The sequence below is a fragment of the Dickeya poaceiphila genome, from assembly GCF_007858975.2.
Lineage (GTDB): Bacteria > Pseudomonadota > Gammaproteobacteria > Enterobacterales > Enterobacteriaceae > Dickeya > Dickeya poaceiphila.
The window spans coordinates 538989-557442 of record NZ_CP042220.2 but is presented as its reverse complement, the minus strand read 5'-3'; the positions used below and the strand labels follow the sequence as shown (position 1 = coordinate 557442).

Here is an 18454-nt window from a genome sequence, read left to right as displayed (position 1 = left end):
CTCGACAACACCACAACCACCCTTTAATTCTTTTTATGCGGACTTTTAAAAAGCCGTTTTAAAAAGCAGGTTGCTGGCCCATTTCTGGAGAGTACGCTGATGCCGGACGTTAATATATTTTTGTCTTCCTTGCTTGAACGGCAATTACATGACGCCGCCGTGCGTTCCCGCGCACGGGAAGCAACGATGAGCCGACAGGAATTACAGCAAAAAGCGCGAGCGCTGCTCGATCAGCTCACTAGTATAGAAGACGGCGATAGCGCTCAGGGCGACACCGGCCAGCCAACTGCCGATGTCCGCGAGCGTCTGGCGCGAGTCCGTCAGGCCACCGCTTTTGCCAATGGCATAGGTACAAACCCGTTCAATGGGCTGACTTATCAGCAATTATCGTTGATAGTCTACGACGATAGCGGCGTGTTTACCCTAAATGAACGCCGTGCCGCCTGGAGTGAAGCTTATGCACAGGACCAGGCCTGGCGTCAGCACATTGTCACACAGGCTCGTCTCAACTATGGTCAGCCACAATGGCAAATACGCTTTTTTACCGAAGTACTGAAAAACTATCGCTCGTTACCTGCGATTGAAAAAGCGCAATACCCACGCCACTACGAACGGGAATTGCAATGCCATATCCTTCCCAACCGCGACAAGGCTTACCCCTTGGATTTTTCCAGTCTGGTCGATTATCCAAGCTTGTTGGAAATGCTACTTACTATCAGGCAAGGCAACCCCCGGCAGGAAACATCGTCACCGACGGTCAACCCTGCACCTTGAGCCTGGCTTTCAAACTACTGTTCGACGGGTTCAGGAACCAACCGCCATCACTTGCAATCAGGCGATGATCGAACAAACCAGGACGATAACGCCTATATTTCTCCTTATTTGTAGCAGCTTGTTTTTCTATATATTTTTATAGTCAATACCACTCCATAAATAACCCAATAAAATTTAGCGAGTACAACATCGCTTTATCATAAAAAAGAGAATCACAATAACCGATGTCGTGACCCCTTTATTCTCATTGGCTTGCTTTTCATCATGATATTGTTCAACAAATATTCTTATCTCGGTTGCATAACCATTCCTGAGTCACCAACGCCCATCCTGAAAAGTTTTCTTACCCCGGTATATTCAATGCAGAAAAACGGATTGCGATTACTCGTAGAAAGTGGCGTTTAAGTGATGTGTATCGTGGACGGCAGAATCGAGGTAAACACGGCGTACATCAGGTACTGAACCATCCGGCCCATCCGCGCACCGCTCGCTTTCTCAAAAAGGTACTTTAGTTTATCAACCCTTAGCCTGTGTACAGATTCCCCGGCTGACGCCGGGGAGAAATACGTTATGTTTGCTTTCACCTGACTCAGATAACCGTCAGTTTTACATCAATGTTGCCGCGCGTCGCATTGGAGTACGGGCAGACAATGTGTGCTTTCTGTACCAGATCTTCCGCTGTCGCACGGTCCAGACCCGGTAATGTAATTTTCAACTCCACTTCGATGCCGAAGCCGTTCGGGATCGCACCGATCCCCACGCTGCCATTAATGGTGGTGCCCGCCGGAATCGATACGTTGTCGCGTGCGCCGACAAACTTCAGCGCCCCCAGGAAGCAGGCGGAGTAACCAGCAGCAAACAGTTGTTCAGGGTTAGTCCCCGCACCACCGGCTCCACCCAGTTCACGCGGAGTAGTCAATTTAACATCCAACTGTTGGTCGGAAGAAACCGCACGACCATCACGACCACCGGTAACCTCGGCATGGGCAACGTAGAGAACTTTTTCAATAGACATCATGTGACTCCTTTGAGTAAATGAAACTGGCGAATTTAATCGTTAAAAATTAAATCGCACACTATTTAATTGATTATGAAAAATATAGTCAATAAATGAACACCACGCCATCAAATATGTCTGATGAGACTGGCGCGAAGCATTTCCAACTCGCGCTTGATGGCACGCAGCTGCTCGATATTACATTCTGATGCACAGAATACGCCTTGCGGCACCGCCTTCGCTTTCTCCTGCAAACGATGCCCGTCATCAGTCAGCTCAATCAGCACCTGGCGTTCATCTTCCGTGCCACGACGGCGCGTTACCAGCCCCGCGGTTTGCAAGCGCTTGAGCAGCGGCGTCAACGTAGCGGAATCCAGAAAAAGGCGCTCGCCCAGTTCAGATACCGTGACCCCATCGCGTTCCCACAGCACCAGCATCACCAGATACTGGGGATAAGTGAGGTTTAGCTCCGCGAGCAAACGGCGATACAACTTGTTCATCGCCAGATTCGCTGAGTAGAGCGCGAAACAGAGTTGACCATCCAGCCGGAAAGCCTCGTCACTCAGTATCGGTTTGGTGTTGGTATCGTTTCTGTTCATGGTCGCCACTTTACATCGCTCAAAATTAAATAGCAAACGATTTAGATTTTAAAATACCAAAAAACAGGCGCGGCACCCTGCGCATCGCCGCGCCTGTCAGTTTGATCCCGATTTAACCCTGCGTCACGCCTGACGCCGTAAAATTCAGAACGATGTCCAGTCGTCGCTGGATTTTCCCTGCCGTGATACCGGACTCAGGTTAGCCAGCGCCGCTACCTTCTCAGCCGGTTTGTGTTCCCGGCGCGCTGTCTGCGCAGCGGCTACGCCCGGCAGTTTAAACACCGCTACAATTTCGTTCAGGTGGTGCGCCTGCTCTTCCAGCGAAGACGAGGTCGCTGAAGACTGTTCAACCAACGCCGCATTCTGCTGCGTCACGCTGTCCATTTGCGTAATGGCGGTTCCCACCTGAGAAATCCCTTTGCTCTGCTCGCTGGACGCCGAGGCGATTTCCCCCATGATATCCGTCACATTGGTGACCGACTTCAGGATATCCTCCATCGACTTGCTGGCCAGAGACACTTGCTCGTAACCGTTTTTGACATTGTCCACTGATTCGTCAATCAAGGTTTTGATTTCTTTCGCGGCCTGAGCACTGCGCTGAGCCAGATTTCTGACCTCGCTCGCCACCACCGCAAACCCACGCCCGGCTTCTCCGGCTCGCGCCGCTTCCACCGCCGCGTTCAGCGCCAGAATATTAGTCTGAAAGGCAATGCCATCGATGACGTTGATGATGTCGGCGATTTTCTGCGAACTGTGGGTAATATTTTGCATACTGGTGCTCACTGCGTGCACCACTTCGCCGCCGTTGTTGGCCGCGGCTGATGCATCTTTGGCCAGTACGCTGGCTTGTTGAGCGTTATCGGCGTTCTGTTTCACCACCGCGCCCAATTGTTCCATGCTGGCAGCCGTTTCACTCAAGGCAGCTGCCTGTTCTTCAGTACGCGAGGACAAATCGCTGTTGCCAGCAGCGATTTCGCTGCTGCCGTGATAGATTTCACTGGCGCTTCGGCGAATCTCAGCCACCGTTTTTATCCAGCTATGCTGCATGGCGTTAACGAACGGGATAAGCTGCCCAACCTCATTATTCCCCATTTCGCCAATCGTGACGTCCAGTTTCCCATTCGACAGAATTTGCAAATGGGCTTTAACTTTCTCCAGCGGATGTCCCATCTGAATCGCAAGATAACGATCCGTTAATACCAGCACGCCTAATCCGACAATCATGGCAACGATTAGCGTAACCTTACACCAGTACACCCAGGCAGAAATGCGAGCCTGCGCTTCTGTTTTCAGATTTTTAATAATCTGATTATATTCGTTGATGGCGGTGGTGAATTTCACCCGCAGCGGGTTGTATTTCTCCGCAACGAGTTTTGCATAAACATCGTGATTATTCTGCCTGACCACATCCAGCATCGGCACAATCGCCTCGCTGAACAACTGGTAGGAACTGTTATAAATATCATCAATGGATTTGCTACTGATATTAGCATGATCTGTAACCTTGAACTGCGCCAACCCGCCTTTCAGAAATTCCACGTCCGCCGCTGCGTCACTAAGCAATTTTCGCTCACGTTCGCTGTTATTTTCAGCAATAACAACTTCATCCATCAATAATTTGACTTTGTAGTAACTATCGCTGGCACCATTGATAATATCGCCGTTAATTTGCTGTACATTCGTCAGGCCAATCTCATCTGTCAGGCTATTTAGTGAATACAGAGAGAAAACTGACACCCCACCCCATAACAAGGTAAATGTAACCAGGATAGCCAGCATCATAATTTTAATTCGGATGTTACGAATAATACTCATTTTGCACCCCTGAAATGAAAAAATATGTCTTTTTTTCTTATAAGGTTATATTGAATAGCCATTTTTAGTTAACTCTCCTTGTTTTAAATAATATTACCGCTCGAATAATTCTAGTAGCCAGATAATATGCTGGCATTTTGAACACCACCATGAGTTACGTCTTCATGATAAGAACTGATGAAATGAACCGAGTTGGCGATCAGGATGCCTGTAACCTGAAGTATATCAGGTATACCGCCTACGCTATTTAAGATGCCACTCCATATATCGGCCTAACTTCTCCGTCATTTAATTAAATAATATTTAAATAGCCAAATGATATATTCATGATAAAAAAATAAAGTAAAGTAATAATACCTACATCAACAAACACGTAACCTTCCGTCATTCACGTTATTTAATAACCCATCTCTTAAATAATTCGGATAGCATGACAACGTAAAGAAAATACCCGATTAACCCATTTAATAAAAAAAATATAAACGGCACCTTTTTGTGACAAAAATTACATTTTATCATCATGCTTAATAGTAGGCATTTTTTGTACTTAACCTCATGCAAGGATGCAGAAGCAATAGACATAAACGATACCAGACTAACTAATATGGCAACCGCTGAGAATCAGGGACACGAATCATTACGGTACACAGCCTGACCTATATCAACATCCTTTCGTTATAAAACTATTAGGCTTTCCACTTATCGAGTGGATAGACCACTTCTGATGAAAAACACAGCTTACCTGTTGAATTACCGATGTTGTCTTCATGTCTGTAAGACAGAAACAACCATAGCGGCAGACAGGGAAAACCCGTCGTTTAAAGGAGAGAAGGGATGTTAGAAAAAATCAAAATAAAAAATGGGCTTTACTGTGTTCTCGGCGTATTTGTGCTGTTGCTACTCTCTGTTTGTTCGTTCAGTCTGTATTCCTCAATACAAAGCAACCAGTCAATCCGCAAGGTCAGCAGCATTGAGGGAGAGCAGCTCATCCCCCTTTATTCCGCTTATTCAGAAATGCTGAACGCCAGACTGGCTGGTATCAATATTGCGCTGGCTATTGAGGGTAAAAAAGATAACGCCACGATTCAGGCCAGCCTTGAACGACTGGACGGTTACATCACCTCAGCTAACAACACCATGGCGGAACTACGCAAGATTCCTTCGCTCACACCACAAGGTCAGGCGCTACGCGACGAGATTGATGCCTTGTTCAACGACTATATGAACAATGCCGTTGCCCCGATGTTAACTACGCTGCGCAATCGCAACACCGCTCAATTTTACGACACGCTGGTGCCTGAAGCGCTAAAAAAAGGCGCGACATTCCGCCTGAAACTGAATCAGTTCGTTGATCTCGCCAAAAACGTCAGTGACGAGGAGAGTAACCACGCCGAGAATTTCTATTACCACACCATAAAAATTCTCATCGCCACATTAGTGATTGTCGTGCTGCTAAGCCTGGTTACCCTGAAATTCATCCGCACCGTGGTGCTGACGCCAATGCAGAAAGTCAGAACCTACTTCGGCCTGATGGAACAGGGCATATTAACGCTGGATATTCCGCCTCAACATAATACCGAGATGGGCGAACTCATGCTTTCACTGAAAGACATGCAGCAGGCATTTCGCAAAATCGTGCTGGATGTCAGAGAGTCTGCCAGTTCCGTAGCCGCAGGCGCAGAACAGATTTCCTCCGCCAACCGGGATTTTGCTGCCCGTACCGAAGCGCAGGCGTCATCCGTCGAGCAAACTGCCGCCAGCATGGAACAAATCACCGCGTCGGTGCAGGAAAATACCGCTAACACCGGCAAAGCCATGACACTGACCAACTCCGTGGCAGAACTGGCGGAAAAAAATGCCAGCAACTTTAGCCAGATGATCGGACGTATCCAGCATATCGCCGACAGTTCCAACAAGATCAACGAAATCATCAGCATTATGGACGGCATCGCCTTCCAGACCAATATTCTGGCGCTTAACGCCGCAGTGGAGGCCGCCCGCGCCGGCGAAGCGGGTAAAGGCTTTGCGGTCGTGGCGTCTGAAGTTCGCAGTCTGGCACAACGCAGCGCAGGGTCTGCACGCGAAATCAAAGAGTTAATCGAAAAAACCGCCAATGAAATCACTCAGGGCGAAAAAGTTGCCTCACACTCCACACAGGATATGGCGCAGCTGATGGACGAAATTAAACGCGTGAATGAATTCATGGCGGATATCTCAATAGCCTCGTCAGAACAAGCCAAAGGTATTGAGCAGGTTAACGCCGCCATCACCCTGCTGGAACAAGCCTCTCAGCAAAATGCGGCACTGGTCGAAGAATCCGCCTCCGCCAGTTCGTCATTGCACGAGCAAGCCACACACCTGGACGACACCATGACGTTTTTCAACCTGAACGACAGTAGCCTAGTGGCTATCGCCGCACTGCGTTGATATTTTCAGGCTGAAACCAACGCGCCTGTCAGCCTGCTATGAACAGCAGGCTGATTTCCCAGATTATTGCGCCATCAGAAACGCGTGCTCACAGTAATCAACCGGCTTGTTACACCAGACCCGCGATCTTTTACATCCAACGACGATAATAGTCTGCGTCCCGCAATAAGGCGTGACACCGCCCAGCGTTGAAGAAGCGGTATCCCCGGCACCAGCCTTTATCAGGCGGCTCTATGATCAGGAGACTCTATGGCGCTCAAGCCTGTCTTACCCGGCATTATCCCGATGAGTTCATTGTTACCAGGTGTATGTTTGTTATGCGGTACACTGCTGTTATTCGGTTGCTGCCAACCGGCACAATGGACTGGCAGTTCATCAGTGCCCTACGGCAAATGCGACAATCCCGGCACCTACCACATGTATTTTAATCGTTTCGACGAAACGGCTCAGCAACTCGCCCACGCTACCGGCTGCGTTATCATCACCGATACCAGCAAGACCGGTTCGGTACGCCCCAATCCAGTGGTTGGCACCCTGACCATTCGTCAGGCGGTGCAAACGGCAATCGCCGGCACCCGGCTGCGGGTAACGCATCAGGATGGAAACAGCATAACGGTGGAGTGAGGAAAACCGAACAAAAAAACGCAGAGTAACGTCAGTTATGACAACGGTTTGTTTTTCTGGCGCCTGCGTCGCGGACGCCAGAAAAATCATCGGACGGTCAGAATGATTGCAACGCGCCGATCTTACCTTGCTGCCAGTTGGTTTCAGACTGGCGTAACGCCTGGCTGATATCCGTCAGCCGGTCCGACGGCAGCGTTTTGGGCAATAAATCCAGCCCGGCTGTCGAGAGGATTTGACCATAGCTATTACGCAGTTCTGCATAAGCCAGATCCTGACGCAGATTGGCGTTCAGGGCGTTCAGTTCTCCCTGGATCAGTTGCAGTTCGCCGATGCTATTCGCCTTGTAACGGTTTCTCAGTTGTTCGGCAATCTGGCCATCAAGATCGCGCAGTTCAACGCTGGTTTTATACTGCCGCAGCGCCTCATTAAAATTGGCTCTGGCGATGTACAGTTGCGCCATAATCGCCAGCGACATCGCCTGACGTTGCACTTCCGACACGCTTTCATTGACCTTCGCGGTCTTATACGCCGCGGGACCAGACAGTAGATTGAACAGGTTCCAGGTCACCTTCACGCCCACATCCGCCCAGCTTTGGTTCACCATGAAGGAGTTGCTGTCGTAATGACCGCCTGCGCTCACCTCCAGCCCCGGCAGCATACGCAGCAACGACTTGCGGGTTTCAGCGGCATGAATACGCACCTGATAATCCTGCTCTTTGAGTTCCGGGCGGCTCAGCAGCGCGGTCTGCTCCAGGGTACTGAAATCGACATTCAACTGCGGCACCGGCATCTCGCGGTTATCCGGCAAGGCCAGCGTATACGGGGTATCCAGCGGCAGGTTCATCAATGTCGCCAGTTCGGTTTTCGCCAGCGACAATGCCCGGCGCTGTTCTTCCAGTTGACGCACTGCGTCAATCAGCGCGCGGCGATAGCTCAGCGCTTCAACCGGATCGCCAACCTGCTGCTTGCTCATGTGTTCACTGGCTTCACGCGCCTGATTTACCCGGTCGATCAGGCTATCAATACGACCCAGCAGTCGCTCTGCCGCCACCGCCCGCCAGTAAGCCGAACGAACATCCTGCAGAATGGTATGAACAACCTTGCGCTTGCGTTCATCGGCGATCCAACGTTGGTCAGCTTTTTGTTTGGCATTGACATAGCTGACGCCGAAATCCAGCACATTCCATACCATCGTCAGGTCGGCTACATCACGGTTTCGGTCCAGCGAAGTGGAAGGTTCCAGCGATTGCCGCCCGGTTTGAATACTGCGACTGCCGGAAGCACTGGTGTTGCTGCGCCCGACATACCCTGCCGACATCGCCATCTGCGGCAACATGTCATAGCGAGCCAGTTCCAGTTGCTGTTGCGATAACGCCTGCTCCATCACTTTAAGCCGGGCTTCCAGGTTGTATTTCAGCGCTCTTGCCATCGCATCGTACAGCGTAATCGGTGCCGTCACCGGCTCCTGCTTACTGAACATGGCGACTTTATCCTGCTGAATACGCTGTTCGCTTTGCTCCTTAGAAATAGGCTGGCTGGTAACGGCACAACCGCTCATGGCCACCACAATCAGGCTGAGACTGAAAAATTTCCGACCCTTTAACACGATTCCACTCCTGACTCTTGTTGTTATTGTCTGCATACCTTGCCCTGAGGTCACGTTTACCCTTGTTGTCGCTCGACGGTGATCTGGCCGATATCGAGCAACGCCTGCTCAATCGCCGCCAAACGCTGCTGCATATCATCCCCAATGTGTTGTAACTGTCGCTCCAGACCGGGGGCGAATTGCATCGCCACGCCACCCAGCGGCGTCGTCAACCGACCGGTATTGGCACTGTTGGTATTGATGTCGCGCCAGCTACCGCCGGAGAACACCGCCATCGGCGACAGAGACGGCAGGCTGATACCAGAGAACACCCCTGCCAGCGAAGAACTTCCCCCCAGCGCGCCGCCGGTATTGAAACTGGGAAATGAACCCAGCGAACTTTCGAACAGGCTGGCACTGCTGGAAACGGTACCCTGAACAAACGCACTGGCTATCTGGCTGGCCGGTGCGTTACTGACTTGTGGTGCGCGTTGGGCCGCCTGAAAGATGGTTGACGCGGCGGTAGCATTATCTGCCGTGCTGGTCGCATTCAGCGCACCGAGCGATGTCGGGGCGAACAACGCGCCTAGCGTGACCGGTGCGGCTGGCGCCACCGTCACCACTGGCACAGGCGTAGCCGTCGGTTGCACGCTTGTGCCGCCATTGATCCTGAATTCCGGATCGCCGTTATCCACACTGCTACCGCTGACGACCAGACCGAAGGTGGTGCTGACCGAGGCATTGCTGCCATCGGTTGCCGTCACCCGAATGGTCAGGTTACCTACATCGCCGTTACCCGGCGTGCCGGAGAAGGTGCGGGTAGCCGGATTAAAACTCAGCCAGCCCGGCAGTGCCGAGCCATCCGCACGCGTCGCGCTCAGTGTCAGCGTGTCGCCGCTGTCCGGGTCGGTAAAAGTGCCTGCCGGCACGGTAAAGCTGAAGCCGCCGTTTTGTGCCGCCGTCTGCGCGCCCAGCGAACCGGATACCACCGGTGCATCGTTAACGTTGGTGACGACCAGACCGAAGGTGGTGCTGACCGAGGCGTTGCTGCCGTCCGTCGCCGTCACCCGAATGGTCAGGTTGCCCACATCGCCGTTACCCGGCGTGCCGGAGAAGGTGCGGGTGGCCGGATTAAAACTCAGCCAGCCCGGCAGCGCCGAGCCATCCGCACGCGTCGCGCTCAGCGTCAGCGTGTCGCCAGTATCCGGGTCGGTAAAAGTGCCTGCCGGTACGGTAAAGCTGAAGCCGCCGTTTTGTGCCGCCGTCTGCGCGCCCAGCGAACCGGATACCACCGGTGCATCGTTAACGTTGGTGACGACCAGACCGAAGGTGGTGCTGACCGAGGCATTGCTGCCGTCCGTCGCCGTCACCCGAATGGTCAGGTTGCCCACATCGCCGTTGCCCGGCGTGCCGGAGAAGGTGCGGGTCGTCGGATTAAAACTCAGCCAGCCCGGCAGTGCCGAGCCATCCGCACGCGTCGCGCTCAGCGTCAGCGTGTCGCCGGTATCCGGGTCGGTAAAGGTCCCCGCCGGAACAGTGAAGTTGAAGCTGCCATTTTGTGCGATGGACTGATCGGTCACCGGGGTGGACACCACCGGCGGGAGATTACTGTTATTGACCGTTAACCCAAAGGTGGTGCTGACCGAGGCGTTGCTGCCATCCGTCGCCGTCACCCGAATGGTCAGGTTGCCCACATCGCCGTTGCCCGGCGTACCGGAGAAGGTGCGGGTGGCCGGATTAAAGCTCAGCCAGCCCGGCAGCGCCGAGCCATCCGCCTGCGTCGCGCTCAACGTCAGCGTATCGCCGCTATCGACATCGACAAAAGTACCGGCTGGCACGGTGAAGCTGAACGCCGTATCTTTGGTGGCACTTTGGGTACTGACCGTGCTTCCCACGGTAGGGGCATCATTCACGTTGGTTACCAGCAGCGATGCCTGTGCGCTATTGGTGGAAAACGCACTGCTGCCGCCAGACGTCGAGGTATCCGCCAGGCCCTTGCTGGCACCCGCTGTTGCTGTGCCGCTGGTTTGATCCCACGCTCTGAAGCCCAGCGTCGCGGTTTCACCATTGGCGCTGTCCGGTACATAGCGAATTTGCGCGGTTGATCCCAACAGCAGTGCCGATGAGCCTGATACCGTCCCGACATTGAACCAGTTAGCCCCGCTATCGGTGGAATACTGCCAGCCGCCATGCCCTGCCGTCGCAGTAATAGCGATACCACTGGCAGCACCGCTGTCAACATCCCCATAACCCGCGTTGTTGAGCAATGACGACACCGTAGTGGCGGACGATGTCACATCTTCTGTGGTTGATGTCAGGGTGACCGTCGCACCGCTGGATAACGTTGGCGCATCGTTAACCGGCGTTACGTTAAGGGTCATCGTTCCCATATTAGCGGACAACGCCGTGCCATCGCTGACCTTCCAGGTAAAGGAGGCATAACCCGTGCCGTTAGCATTCGCGGTCGGGCGGAAGGTCAGTTTGCCGATATCAGCCGCGCTGACCACCGACCCATTGCCCAGCAACGTATCGCCGCCACCACGTACACCGTCGTTGTTCGCATCAATAAACAACTCACCGGCACCCGGTGCGGTGACGATGGTGATGGATTGCAGGGTATTGCCGCTGTCCACATCGCTGAAACCGAAATCGGCAGCGCTGAAAGTCTGGGCGCTATCCTCATTGAAGGTTTTGCTGACCGACGTATTACTGATAACCGGCGCATCGTTAACCGGTGTTACGTTAAGTGTCATGGTCCCGGTATTCGCGGACAGCGCCGTGCCATCGCTAACCTTCCAGGTAAAGGAGGCATAACCTGCGCCGTTGGCATTCGCTGTCGGGCGGAAGGTCAATTTACCGATGTTGGCCGCACTGACCACCGCACCATCGCCAAGCAACGTATCACCGCTATCGCGCACGCCGTCACTGTTGGCGTCAATAAACAGCTCACCGGCAATCGGTGCGGTGACGATGGTAATGGATTGCAGGGTGTTGCCGCTGTCCACATCGCTGAAACCAAAATCCGCAGCGCTAAAGGTCTGGGCGCTATCCTCATTGAAGGTTTTGCTGACCGATGTATTACTGATAACCGGCGCATCGTTAACCGGCGTGATACTCAGCACCGCCTGATTGGTGCCGCTACTGTTGAGCGAGCCATCATTAAAGGTCCAGTTAAGCGTCACGCTGGTCGGTGGATCATTCGAGCTGTTGGCATAGGTCAGGGATTGCAGCACTGCATTCACTATCGCTGACGTCGCATTGCTATTGAACGTCAGCGTCAGCGTGCCGGAGGAATTCGCCGTGACATTGCCCACCGCCGTACCGTTATAGGTGAAGCTTTGCCCTTGGGTCAGTGCGCCTAACAGCCCGCTATTACCGAAGCTATCGTTACTGTTGGCCCCGCCGTTACGGGCGATTGAAATAGACGCACCGTTATAGTTGCCCAGTCCACTGTTAAGCGCATTCAGCTCGGTATCGGCGACCGTGACATTGTTATCCATCACCACCGCACTGCCTTTTTCAGTAAAGGTCGCGCCGCCATTGAGGTTGCTGAAAACAGGGGCGGTGTTGGTGGTTGAGGTTATCGACGAACTGTTGACCGCCGTCAGACCGCCTGACGTGGCGCGCAGCGCCAGCGTATTGGTACTGCCGCTGTTGGTGTACTGGATGATGAGTCCAGTGTAGGTGGCGATACCGCCAGACGGCGTTAATGTCACCGTCGTCGCGCTGGCATCATGATCCCCGGAGGTGACCGACAGGCTGTTGACGGTGCCATCGACGACACTGTCGTTAGGGTCAGTCACCGAGAGCACAATATTGGTGGTGTAATCCTGATCCACCATGCCATTCGCATCGACCGCCTGCACGACCGGTACGGTGGTAAAACTGGTGCTTTGTCCGTTCTGAATCGTCGTGGGGACGGGCTGGGTGGAAAAAACCAGTCGCGTCGCCACCACATCCGGATTGATCGATGCAGAAGTGGCGCTGACCAAACTACCGGATGCCGCCGTCAGCACGAAGTTGGCATCACTGTCACTGGCCGAGGTGTACTTCACGCCGCTAAAGGTGGCAATACCGTTTGAGGCGGTCACCTGAGTGGTGCCCGTCAGCGAGCCGCTGCCATTTTCGCTTAATGTCACCGAACTGTTGAAATCAGTATCGATATTGCCGCGAGCATCAACAGCAATCACTACCGGCTGGGTAGTGAAGTTAATACCACTGACCACTGAGGTGGACGGCGACTGGCTATAAATCAATTGTGTCGCGGCCACATCAATGCTGGCGCCGCTGCCGTTGGTCACGTTGGCCTGACTACCGGCAAATGTCGAACCACCGGAGACCGTGGTGAAATTGCTGGCATTCACCGACAGCACCACCGTGTGGTGATCGGTGATGTCGTTACTGCTGGTATTGTCGTTGTAATACGCTTTAATGGTGTAAGTTTCACTGCTGCTATTCGCAACCGACAGGCTTAAGCTGGAAAACGTGATTCTGCCGGTGCTGCTGTCGTATGTGCCGACAACGTTGGTGGCATCCGGGCCACTGAGCAGGAAAGTCATCTTGCTCAATTCTGATGATGTCGCCGTACCACTGACGTTAGCGTAGAACTGGCTGACATTGGTGGCGACGCCATCCGATGCTCCCGTATCCGTGATGGTAAAATCCAGCAATGAGGTGGCGCTGGCAACCGAGGTTGCGGTGGTAGAAAACGTCGTCGCTTCACTGGCGGCACCAGCGGTTAGCGTAGAGGTGGTGTCTTTTGGCGAGGCCGTTTTAACATCGGTGATAATAATGTTTTGAAAAAGGCCATAGTCTTCCGAGGTAAATACCACCGACGTCACATCATTCAGCGTTGTTAAACCACTGTAAGTATGAAATGAATCCGCGCCAGGAGAGAGAGTGAAAGAATTGGTGACACCGTCTTTAACATAATAAATCGTCAGGGAGCCGGTTCGAAGTTGGGTTTCGAATCCCGTTAAATCAAAGGTATAGCCACTTTGTACCGAGATCTCGAAATCCATACCACTGCCGCCATTACGGTCGGATAGCGAATAGATCCCAGGGCCAATCCCACCACCGGAAGTCTGATAATTAGGGTTCGTATCTTCCTGAATATCGAGATAACTCGCGCTCGTTCCTGTAATCGTCGAGCCCGCCTTAAATGTGAAGTCCGCCCCATCGATAGTACGCACGAACATGCTATTACTATTCGCATCGTTGTCTTCTTGCGAATTCTCGACGAATGTTACCGTTGAGAGCAGATGTGAGTAATGGGATACACTCAGGGAACTGGTCTGAATATCACCCAGTGAGGTTTCGAGAACCCAGTCACCGCCTAGCGCAGCAGCACCGGTGTTATCGTTGGAAGCCGCAATGTCAGCGCCAGTCGTATCATGCAGCAATTGCAGAAACGCGCCGCTACCCGTGGCACCGATATCACATCCGTACAGCAACAGATCCCCATCCTCCGTCAACGCTGAACCCAGCGTCGCTAAATCAGCGGAGCGTGACGCTGCCGTCGTCGTATTTAACGTTAACGTCCCCAGTGAAACCTGTCCTTCACTACCATGACTGATGATATGAATCGCATCATAGCCGTGATGGGTTTGTGACCACTCTGCCATCTGGGTCAGACCGTCTTTGCTACTATCCAGCAATACCACTTCCGTCCCAGCAGGGACCTGGTCAACCAATATCTGGTAATCCGCCACTGAGGTATCAATAAACACCACTTCTTTGTGAGAGGTTGCGCCCGCCGCTACTGCTGCCACATCGTGACTATCAGTCGTGGCGCTCTGCGTGCTGGTGTGTTGAGAAGAAGTATCGGATTGATCAGTGGTGCCATCGGTATTGCTACTGTCGGACTGAGCTGCGGTCCCAACCGAGGCTGTTTGCGTGGTGGTTGTTTGTGTAGTCGTCGTTTGAGCTTCTGTGGTTTGCTCGGCCGTCGCGGCAATCGCACCATCAAATAACATACGGGCTTCCAGTGCATACCCTATTGGTATGTCGGAAACCGGTTCAACAGAGCAAGCCAGATGGCTACTTTTCTTACGGAACAGATGACGCCATAACATAAAAACACCCCGACACCAGAAATAACCGCTCACAAAAAGGTCATAGTAAAAACCGTTAAATAATAAAAACTTAATCACTTCAATCTGGAACAATGCTCTGGATTTATAAGGAAGATGTCAGTGACATCTTCCTTATAAATATACCATTTGTTTACAATTTGTATTTTTATATATGTAAATTCATCAGCACACCGTTACCCACACAAGAAGGAAAGCAGGTAACCTGCTTTCCTTGTGAAAGCCGTCACCTCAAGGGCGGACCGGGAAAATACCATTCACCGCGATACAGGCTGTCAACGCTAACGACGGATCACGCACTGGCAGCGGTACTTGTACCTGAACGGCTACCGGAGCAGGAACCGTCGCATTCGGCCCCACTGTCACTGCAGCGGTTACCGGCAGACTGACGTTGCCCGATGCCGTTCCCGACAACTGCCCGCCGCTAGCGGTACCGCTGACCGGTCCACTCGCGGTACCCGTCACGCTGCCGTCCGGCCCGACCTGCCGATCGTTAGTGCCAGAAGGGGCATAGATTTGGGCCGCCGGCCCAACAACCGTGGTTAACAAGGCTTTATCGGTCAGGTTCGCACTACGCCCGGTTGTGGTGGACGAACCGATTTTGGCAATACCGGTGACAGGAAGACTGGCTACGGCGCTGAAAGGCAGGTTGGTGATACTGCCAGAAAGCGCTAAAGACACAGAGCCGCTGGCCACAGGCGTCGTACCGGCAGTACCGTTCAACGTCAGGCCTGCAGGATGAGTATGTGGCGGAATCTGAGCGGCAGTCAGCGTGATTGATGTAGACGCAGTAACCGTTGAACCTTCCTGCCCGACTTTCTGCCCAGAATTATAAACGGGAACAGAACCATTCAGTGGACCAGTACCTATCGCCGTCCTTCCCCGCAAATCAGGTAACGCGAAGGTATTCGGTGCGCTACCACCATAAAGGTTGCCAATCACTGCATAGAGCGCCTGATTTTGGGATACGTTCAGCGTTCGACCGTCGGCAGGTAAGTAGGATTCAGGGCAATAGTTGCTCGCCATATAGCAAACGGAACCTAAATAAGCCTCGTAAGCACACGCATTTGCTGACGTAGGGAGCATGGCAAAACCTAATGCGCCAGCAAGAACTGATTTGATAAACAAACGCTGAACTCGCTTCATTACACATCTCTCCTTAGGCAGATGGCGGCCTCACCGCATAGTGAAGCGCATCTGATAATTTTAATCGTATTGTTGTAACCCCTGAGGGCGGGGCAATCAGGATGTCATGTCGTAAAACGGTGATGCAGTTAGAAACCCAACCACAATAAAAACATAGCTGACACAGGAGAGATTTTCCGCTGGCGGGATAAATTATTTCTTATAGCGTCACATAAAAAACTATTTAATAGAATTAACTGAATAACACATTTTATCACCCTGGAAAGGCTTTGTTTTCAACACGTCAGAACCCACTTTCCCTGATCCCCAACGCCGCTACCCGACGCCACATCGCGCCAAGAATAGATTCCGTTTCCCCTTCCAGCATCACGCTGCCCCGCAGCGGTTGTTGCGGCGGCAGGAATTGCTCCTCCTGCACCACGAAACGCACACGGTACTGTGCCTGCACCGGTTGAGGGTTGTGATCACGGTCACGGCGCACGGCGATAGGACCGTGGCGATCAGACGCCAGCATTTCCTGCTGTAACCAGGCGGTACCGGTTGGGGCAAATTCTTTTAGTTGTACCGCAAGGCGGGGATAAGCCGGATCGTCGGCGATAAAATCACCCGTCATGCCGACTTTGGCACGTGTCAGGGAATCTTCAGGCAAATACCCCTGTACTTTGCCTGTTCCCTGCTCAACAACGCGCAACAAGGGCATATCAGTGGTCAACCAGCGACCTTCGGTCATATCCCGTGCCACATCTCTCACCAGCCCTGCCTGCGGCGCGGTGAGAGACAACCGCTGACGTTGCGCATCCAGCCCCCGATAACGGGCCAGCGACTCCGCCAGTTGCCGGTCAAGCACCTGGGTTTCACTGGCGGTTTCCTGACGCCCCGCCCCCCGCTGCCGTTTTTGCTGCAAAACGGCAATCTGCTGGCGTTCAATATTGATGCGATAGTCCAAATCGGACGAGGTGAGATCCAGCAGTTTCTCACCGGCTTTTACCTGCTGGCCGTCAGTGACGTACAGCGCTTTGACCTGCGCAGGAATCGGGGCATACAGCGCGCTGACGTTTTCTGCTTCCAGCACCGCAGGAATACGGATGCTGCCGCGCCAGGGAAACAGCAGCACCAGCAGCGCTACTGCCAGAATCAAGCCCGAACGTAGCAGGCTAACGGGATGAGCAGTTTTACGCATGGACCACCAGATACGGGCTTCCTTAACTACCGGAAGCGCGATAAACCAACCAATTTCCACCAGCATCAACACGATGCCGATCACTTTGATAAAAAAGTGATACACCACCAGCGCAATGCCGAAGAACAGGAAAAAGCGCCATATCCACGAGGCATAACCCCATATCAGCAGTTTGCGCTGCATCGATGGCGACCAGGTATGTGGTGCTGCTCGACCATGGCCAAACAACACCTCACGCAGTCGCCAGCGACACAAGGCATACGCCCGTTCCTGCAGGTTTTCCACGCGCCAGAAATCACTCAACAAAAAGTAGCCGTCAAAACGCATCAGAGGATTGAGGTTAACCACCAGCGTCGTTACCCAGGTGGCGCTGGAGAGCATGAAGGCGGCGGTACGTACCGGACCGTCAGGCAACAACGCCCACGCCAGTAGTGCCACACAGGCCAGCATCAGCTCCGCCAGAATACCGCCGGCGCTAATCAACAACCGGGCACGGTGATCCTTCAGCTTCCAGGCATCGCTGACATCGGTATAAAACAGCGGAAATAGCACGATAAACGCCACGCCCATGGTCTGTACCCGGCAGCCAGCGCGCTTAGCCATAAACGCGTGCCCCAGTTCATGGATGAATTTGGCAAAGACCAGTGCGATACCAAAAGCCGCCATCCCTTGCAGGCTGAACAGGTGGGGAAAGGAGTGGGTATAGCGAACCCAATCCCGGCTGACCAGAAAGCCTCCCAACAGCAATACTAACGGTAACGCCACCCGTAACAACGGCAGACCATAGCGTTGTAGCCAGGGCCAGCAGCGGCTGAGCACCGGGTCCGGGCGCCATAACGGGATGCGGAAAAACAGATATTGGTGCAGCAAAGTTTTCCACAGGCTGACGCGCAATGCCGCTGCTTTGATGGCATACCCTTGTCGTTGCACCGGGTCGCTGGCGGCGATCAAATCGTAGTTACGCAGAAACCGTACCAACTGCTCCAGTTCACGGCCCTGCAACGGCAAGCCCGGCTCACGGTTAGCCGCCTCCATCACCGCTTGCGGATGACGCAGCGACCAGTGCCGCAACAGACGTATTGCCGAGGGCGTTAGCGTAAAATAACGTCCGGTGACCGGGTCGGCCAGCACCCATTGCGGTGCGCCGTCAAGACCGGTAGCCGATTCCACCAGTTGCAGATCGCTCCTCAGCTCAGGCAAAAAATGACTCATCCC

General features: G+C 53.1%; 10 protein-coding genes. 3 read left to right on the top strand and 7 right to left on the bottom strand.

What is annotated here, in order from left to right:
• The first annotated feature begins 99 nt into the window (after positions 1–99).
• Complete coding sequence (locus Dpoa569_RS02500; RefSeq protein WP_042872985.1) at positions 100–774, top strand: hypothetical protein; 675 nt, start codon at positions 100–102, stop codon at positions 772–774.
• Positions 775–1363: 589 nt separating this feature from the next.
• Here Dpoa569_RS02500 and Dpoa569_RS02495 read toward each other — a convergent pair.
• The 3 genes from Dpoa569_RS02495 to Dpoa569_RS02485 all read right to left on the bottom strand — a co-directional run bounded on the left by Dpoa569_RS02495 (position 1364) and on the right by Dpoa569_RS02485 (position 4185).
• Complete coding sequence (locus Dpoa569_RS02495) at positions 1364–1789, bottom strand: organic hydroperoxide resistance protein (protein ID WP_042872986.1); 426 nt, start codon at positions 1787–1789, stop codon at positions 1364–1366.
• 110 nt (positions 1790–1899) lie between these two features.
• Entirely contained in the window at positions 1900–2370 is a 471-nt protein-coding gene (locus Dpoa569_RS02490) for a MarR family winged helix-turn-helix transcriptional regulator (protein WP_042872989.1), read from the bottom strand.
• Between the two features lie 144 nt (positions 2371–2514).
• Positions 2515–4185, bottom strand: a complete 1671-nt coding sequence (locus Dpoa569_RS02485; protein ID WP_146411023.1) for a methyl-accepting chemotaxis protein — start codon at positions 4183–4185, stop codon at positions 2515–2517.
• Positions 4186–5019: 834 nt separating this feature from the next.
• Between Dpoa569_RS02485 and Dpoa569_RS02480 the strand changes: the two genes are divergently transcribed.
• Together Dpoa569_RS02480 and Dpoa569_RS02475 are read left to right on the top strand one after the other, a co-directional pair.
• Positions 5020–6612, top strand: a complete 1593-nt coding sequence (locus Dpoa569_RS02480; protein ID WP_042872991.1) for a methyl-accepting chemotaxis protein — start codon at positions 5020–5022, stop codon at positions 6610–6612.
• Between the two features lie 249 nt (positions 6613–6861).
• Positions 6862–7236: an STN domain-containing protein gene (locus tag Dpoa569_RS02475; RefSeq protein ID WP_128569790.1), complete on the top strand. Its 375-nt coding sequence runs from the start codon at positions 6862–6864 to the stop codon at positions 7234–7236.
• A gap of 97 nt (positions 7237–7333) precedes the next feature.
• Here the strand turns inward: Dpoa569_RS02475 and Dpoa569_RS02470 are convergent, their stop codons facing one another.
• From Dpoa569_RS02470 to Dpoa569_RS02455, 4 genes are all read right to left on the bottom strand, one after another.
• On the bottom strand, positions 7334–8842 hold the full coding sequence (locus Dpoa569_RS02470; RefSeq protein WP_042872997.1) for a TolC family protein: 1509 nt from the start codon (positions 8840–8842) through the stop codon (positions 7334–7336).
• Positions 8843–8898: 56 nt separating this feature from the next.
• Complete coding sequence (locus tag Dpoa569_RS02465; RefSeq protein WP_146411020.1) at positions 8899–14895, bottom strand: putative Ig domain-containing protein; 5997 nt, start codon at positions 14893–14895, stop codon at positions 8899–8901.
• 249 nt (positions 14896–15144) lie between these two features.
• Entirely contained in the window at positions 15145–16059 is a 915-nt protein-coding gene (locus Dpoa569_RS02460) for a phage tail protein (RefSeq protein WP_042873002.1), read from the bottom strand.
• Between the two features lie 283 nt (positions 16060–16342).
• A complete protein-coding gene (locus tag Dpoa569_RS02455; protein WP_042873003.1) occupies positions 16343–18451 on the bottom strand; it encodes an HlyD family efflux transporter periplasmic adaptor subunit in 2109 nt (702 codons plus the stop codon).
• Positions 18452–18454: the final 3 nt, after the last annotated feature.

Bases quoted from the DNA above. Each gene is read 5' to 3' on its own strand.
- Dpoa569_RS02480 (WP_042872991.1), top strand. From the start codon at position 5,020: ATGTTAGAAAAAATCAAAATAAAAAATGGGCTTTACTGTGTTCTCGGC.
- Dpoa569_RS02485 (WP_146411023.1), bottom strand. From the start codon at position 4,185: ATGAGTATTATTCGTAACATCCGAATTAAAATTATGATGCTGGCTATC.
- Dpoa569_RS02455 (WP_042873003.1), bottom strand. From the start codon at position 18,451: ATGAGTCATTTTTTGCCTGAGCTGAGGAGCGATCTGCAACTGGTGGAA.
- Dpoa569_RS02460 (WP_042873002.1), bottom strand. From the start codon at position 16,059: ATGAAGCGAGTTCAGCGTTTGTTTATCAAATCAGTTCTTGCTGGCGCA.
- Dpoa569_RS02490 (WP_042872989.1), bottom strand. From the start codon at position 2,370: ATGAACAGAAACGATACCAACACCAAACCGATACTGAGTGACGAGGCT.
- Dpoa569_RS02495 (WP_042872986.1), bottom strand. From the start codon at position 1,789: ATGTCTATTGAAAAAGTTCTCTACGTTGCCCATGCCGAGGTTACCGGT.
- Dpoa569_RS02500 (WP_042872985.1), top strand. From the start codon at position 100: ATGCCGGACGTTAATATATTTTTGTCTTCCTTGCTTGAACGGCAATTA.
- Dpoa569_RS02475 (WP_128569790.1), top strand. From the start codon at position 6,862: ATGGCGCTCAAGCCTGTCTTACCCGGCATTATCCCGATGAGTTCATTG.
- Dpoa569_RS02465 (WP_146411020.1), bottom strand. From the start codon at position 14,895: ATGTTATGGCGTCATCTGTTCCGTAAGAAAAGTAGCCATCTGGCTTGC.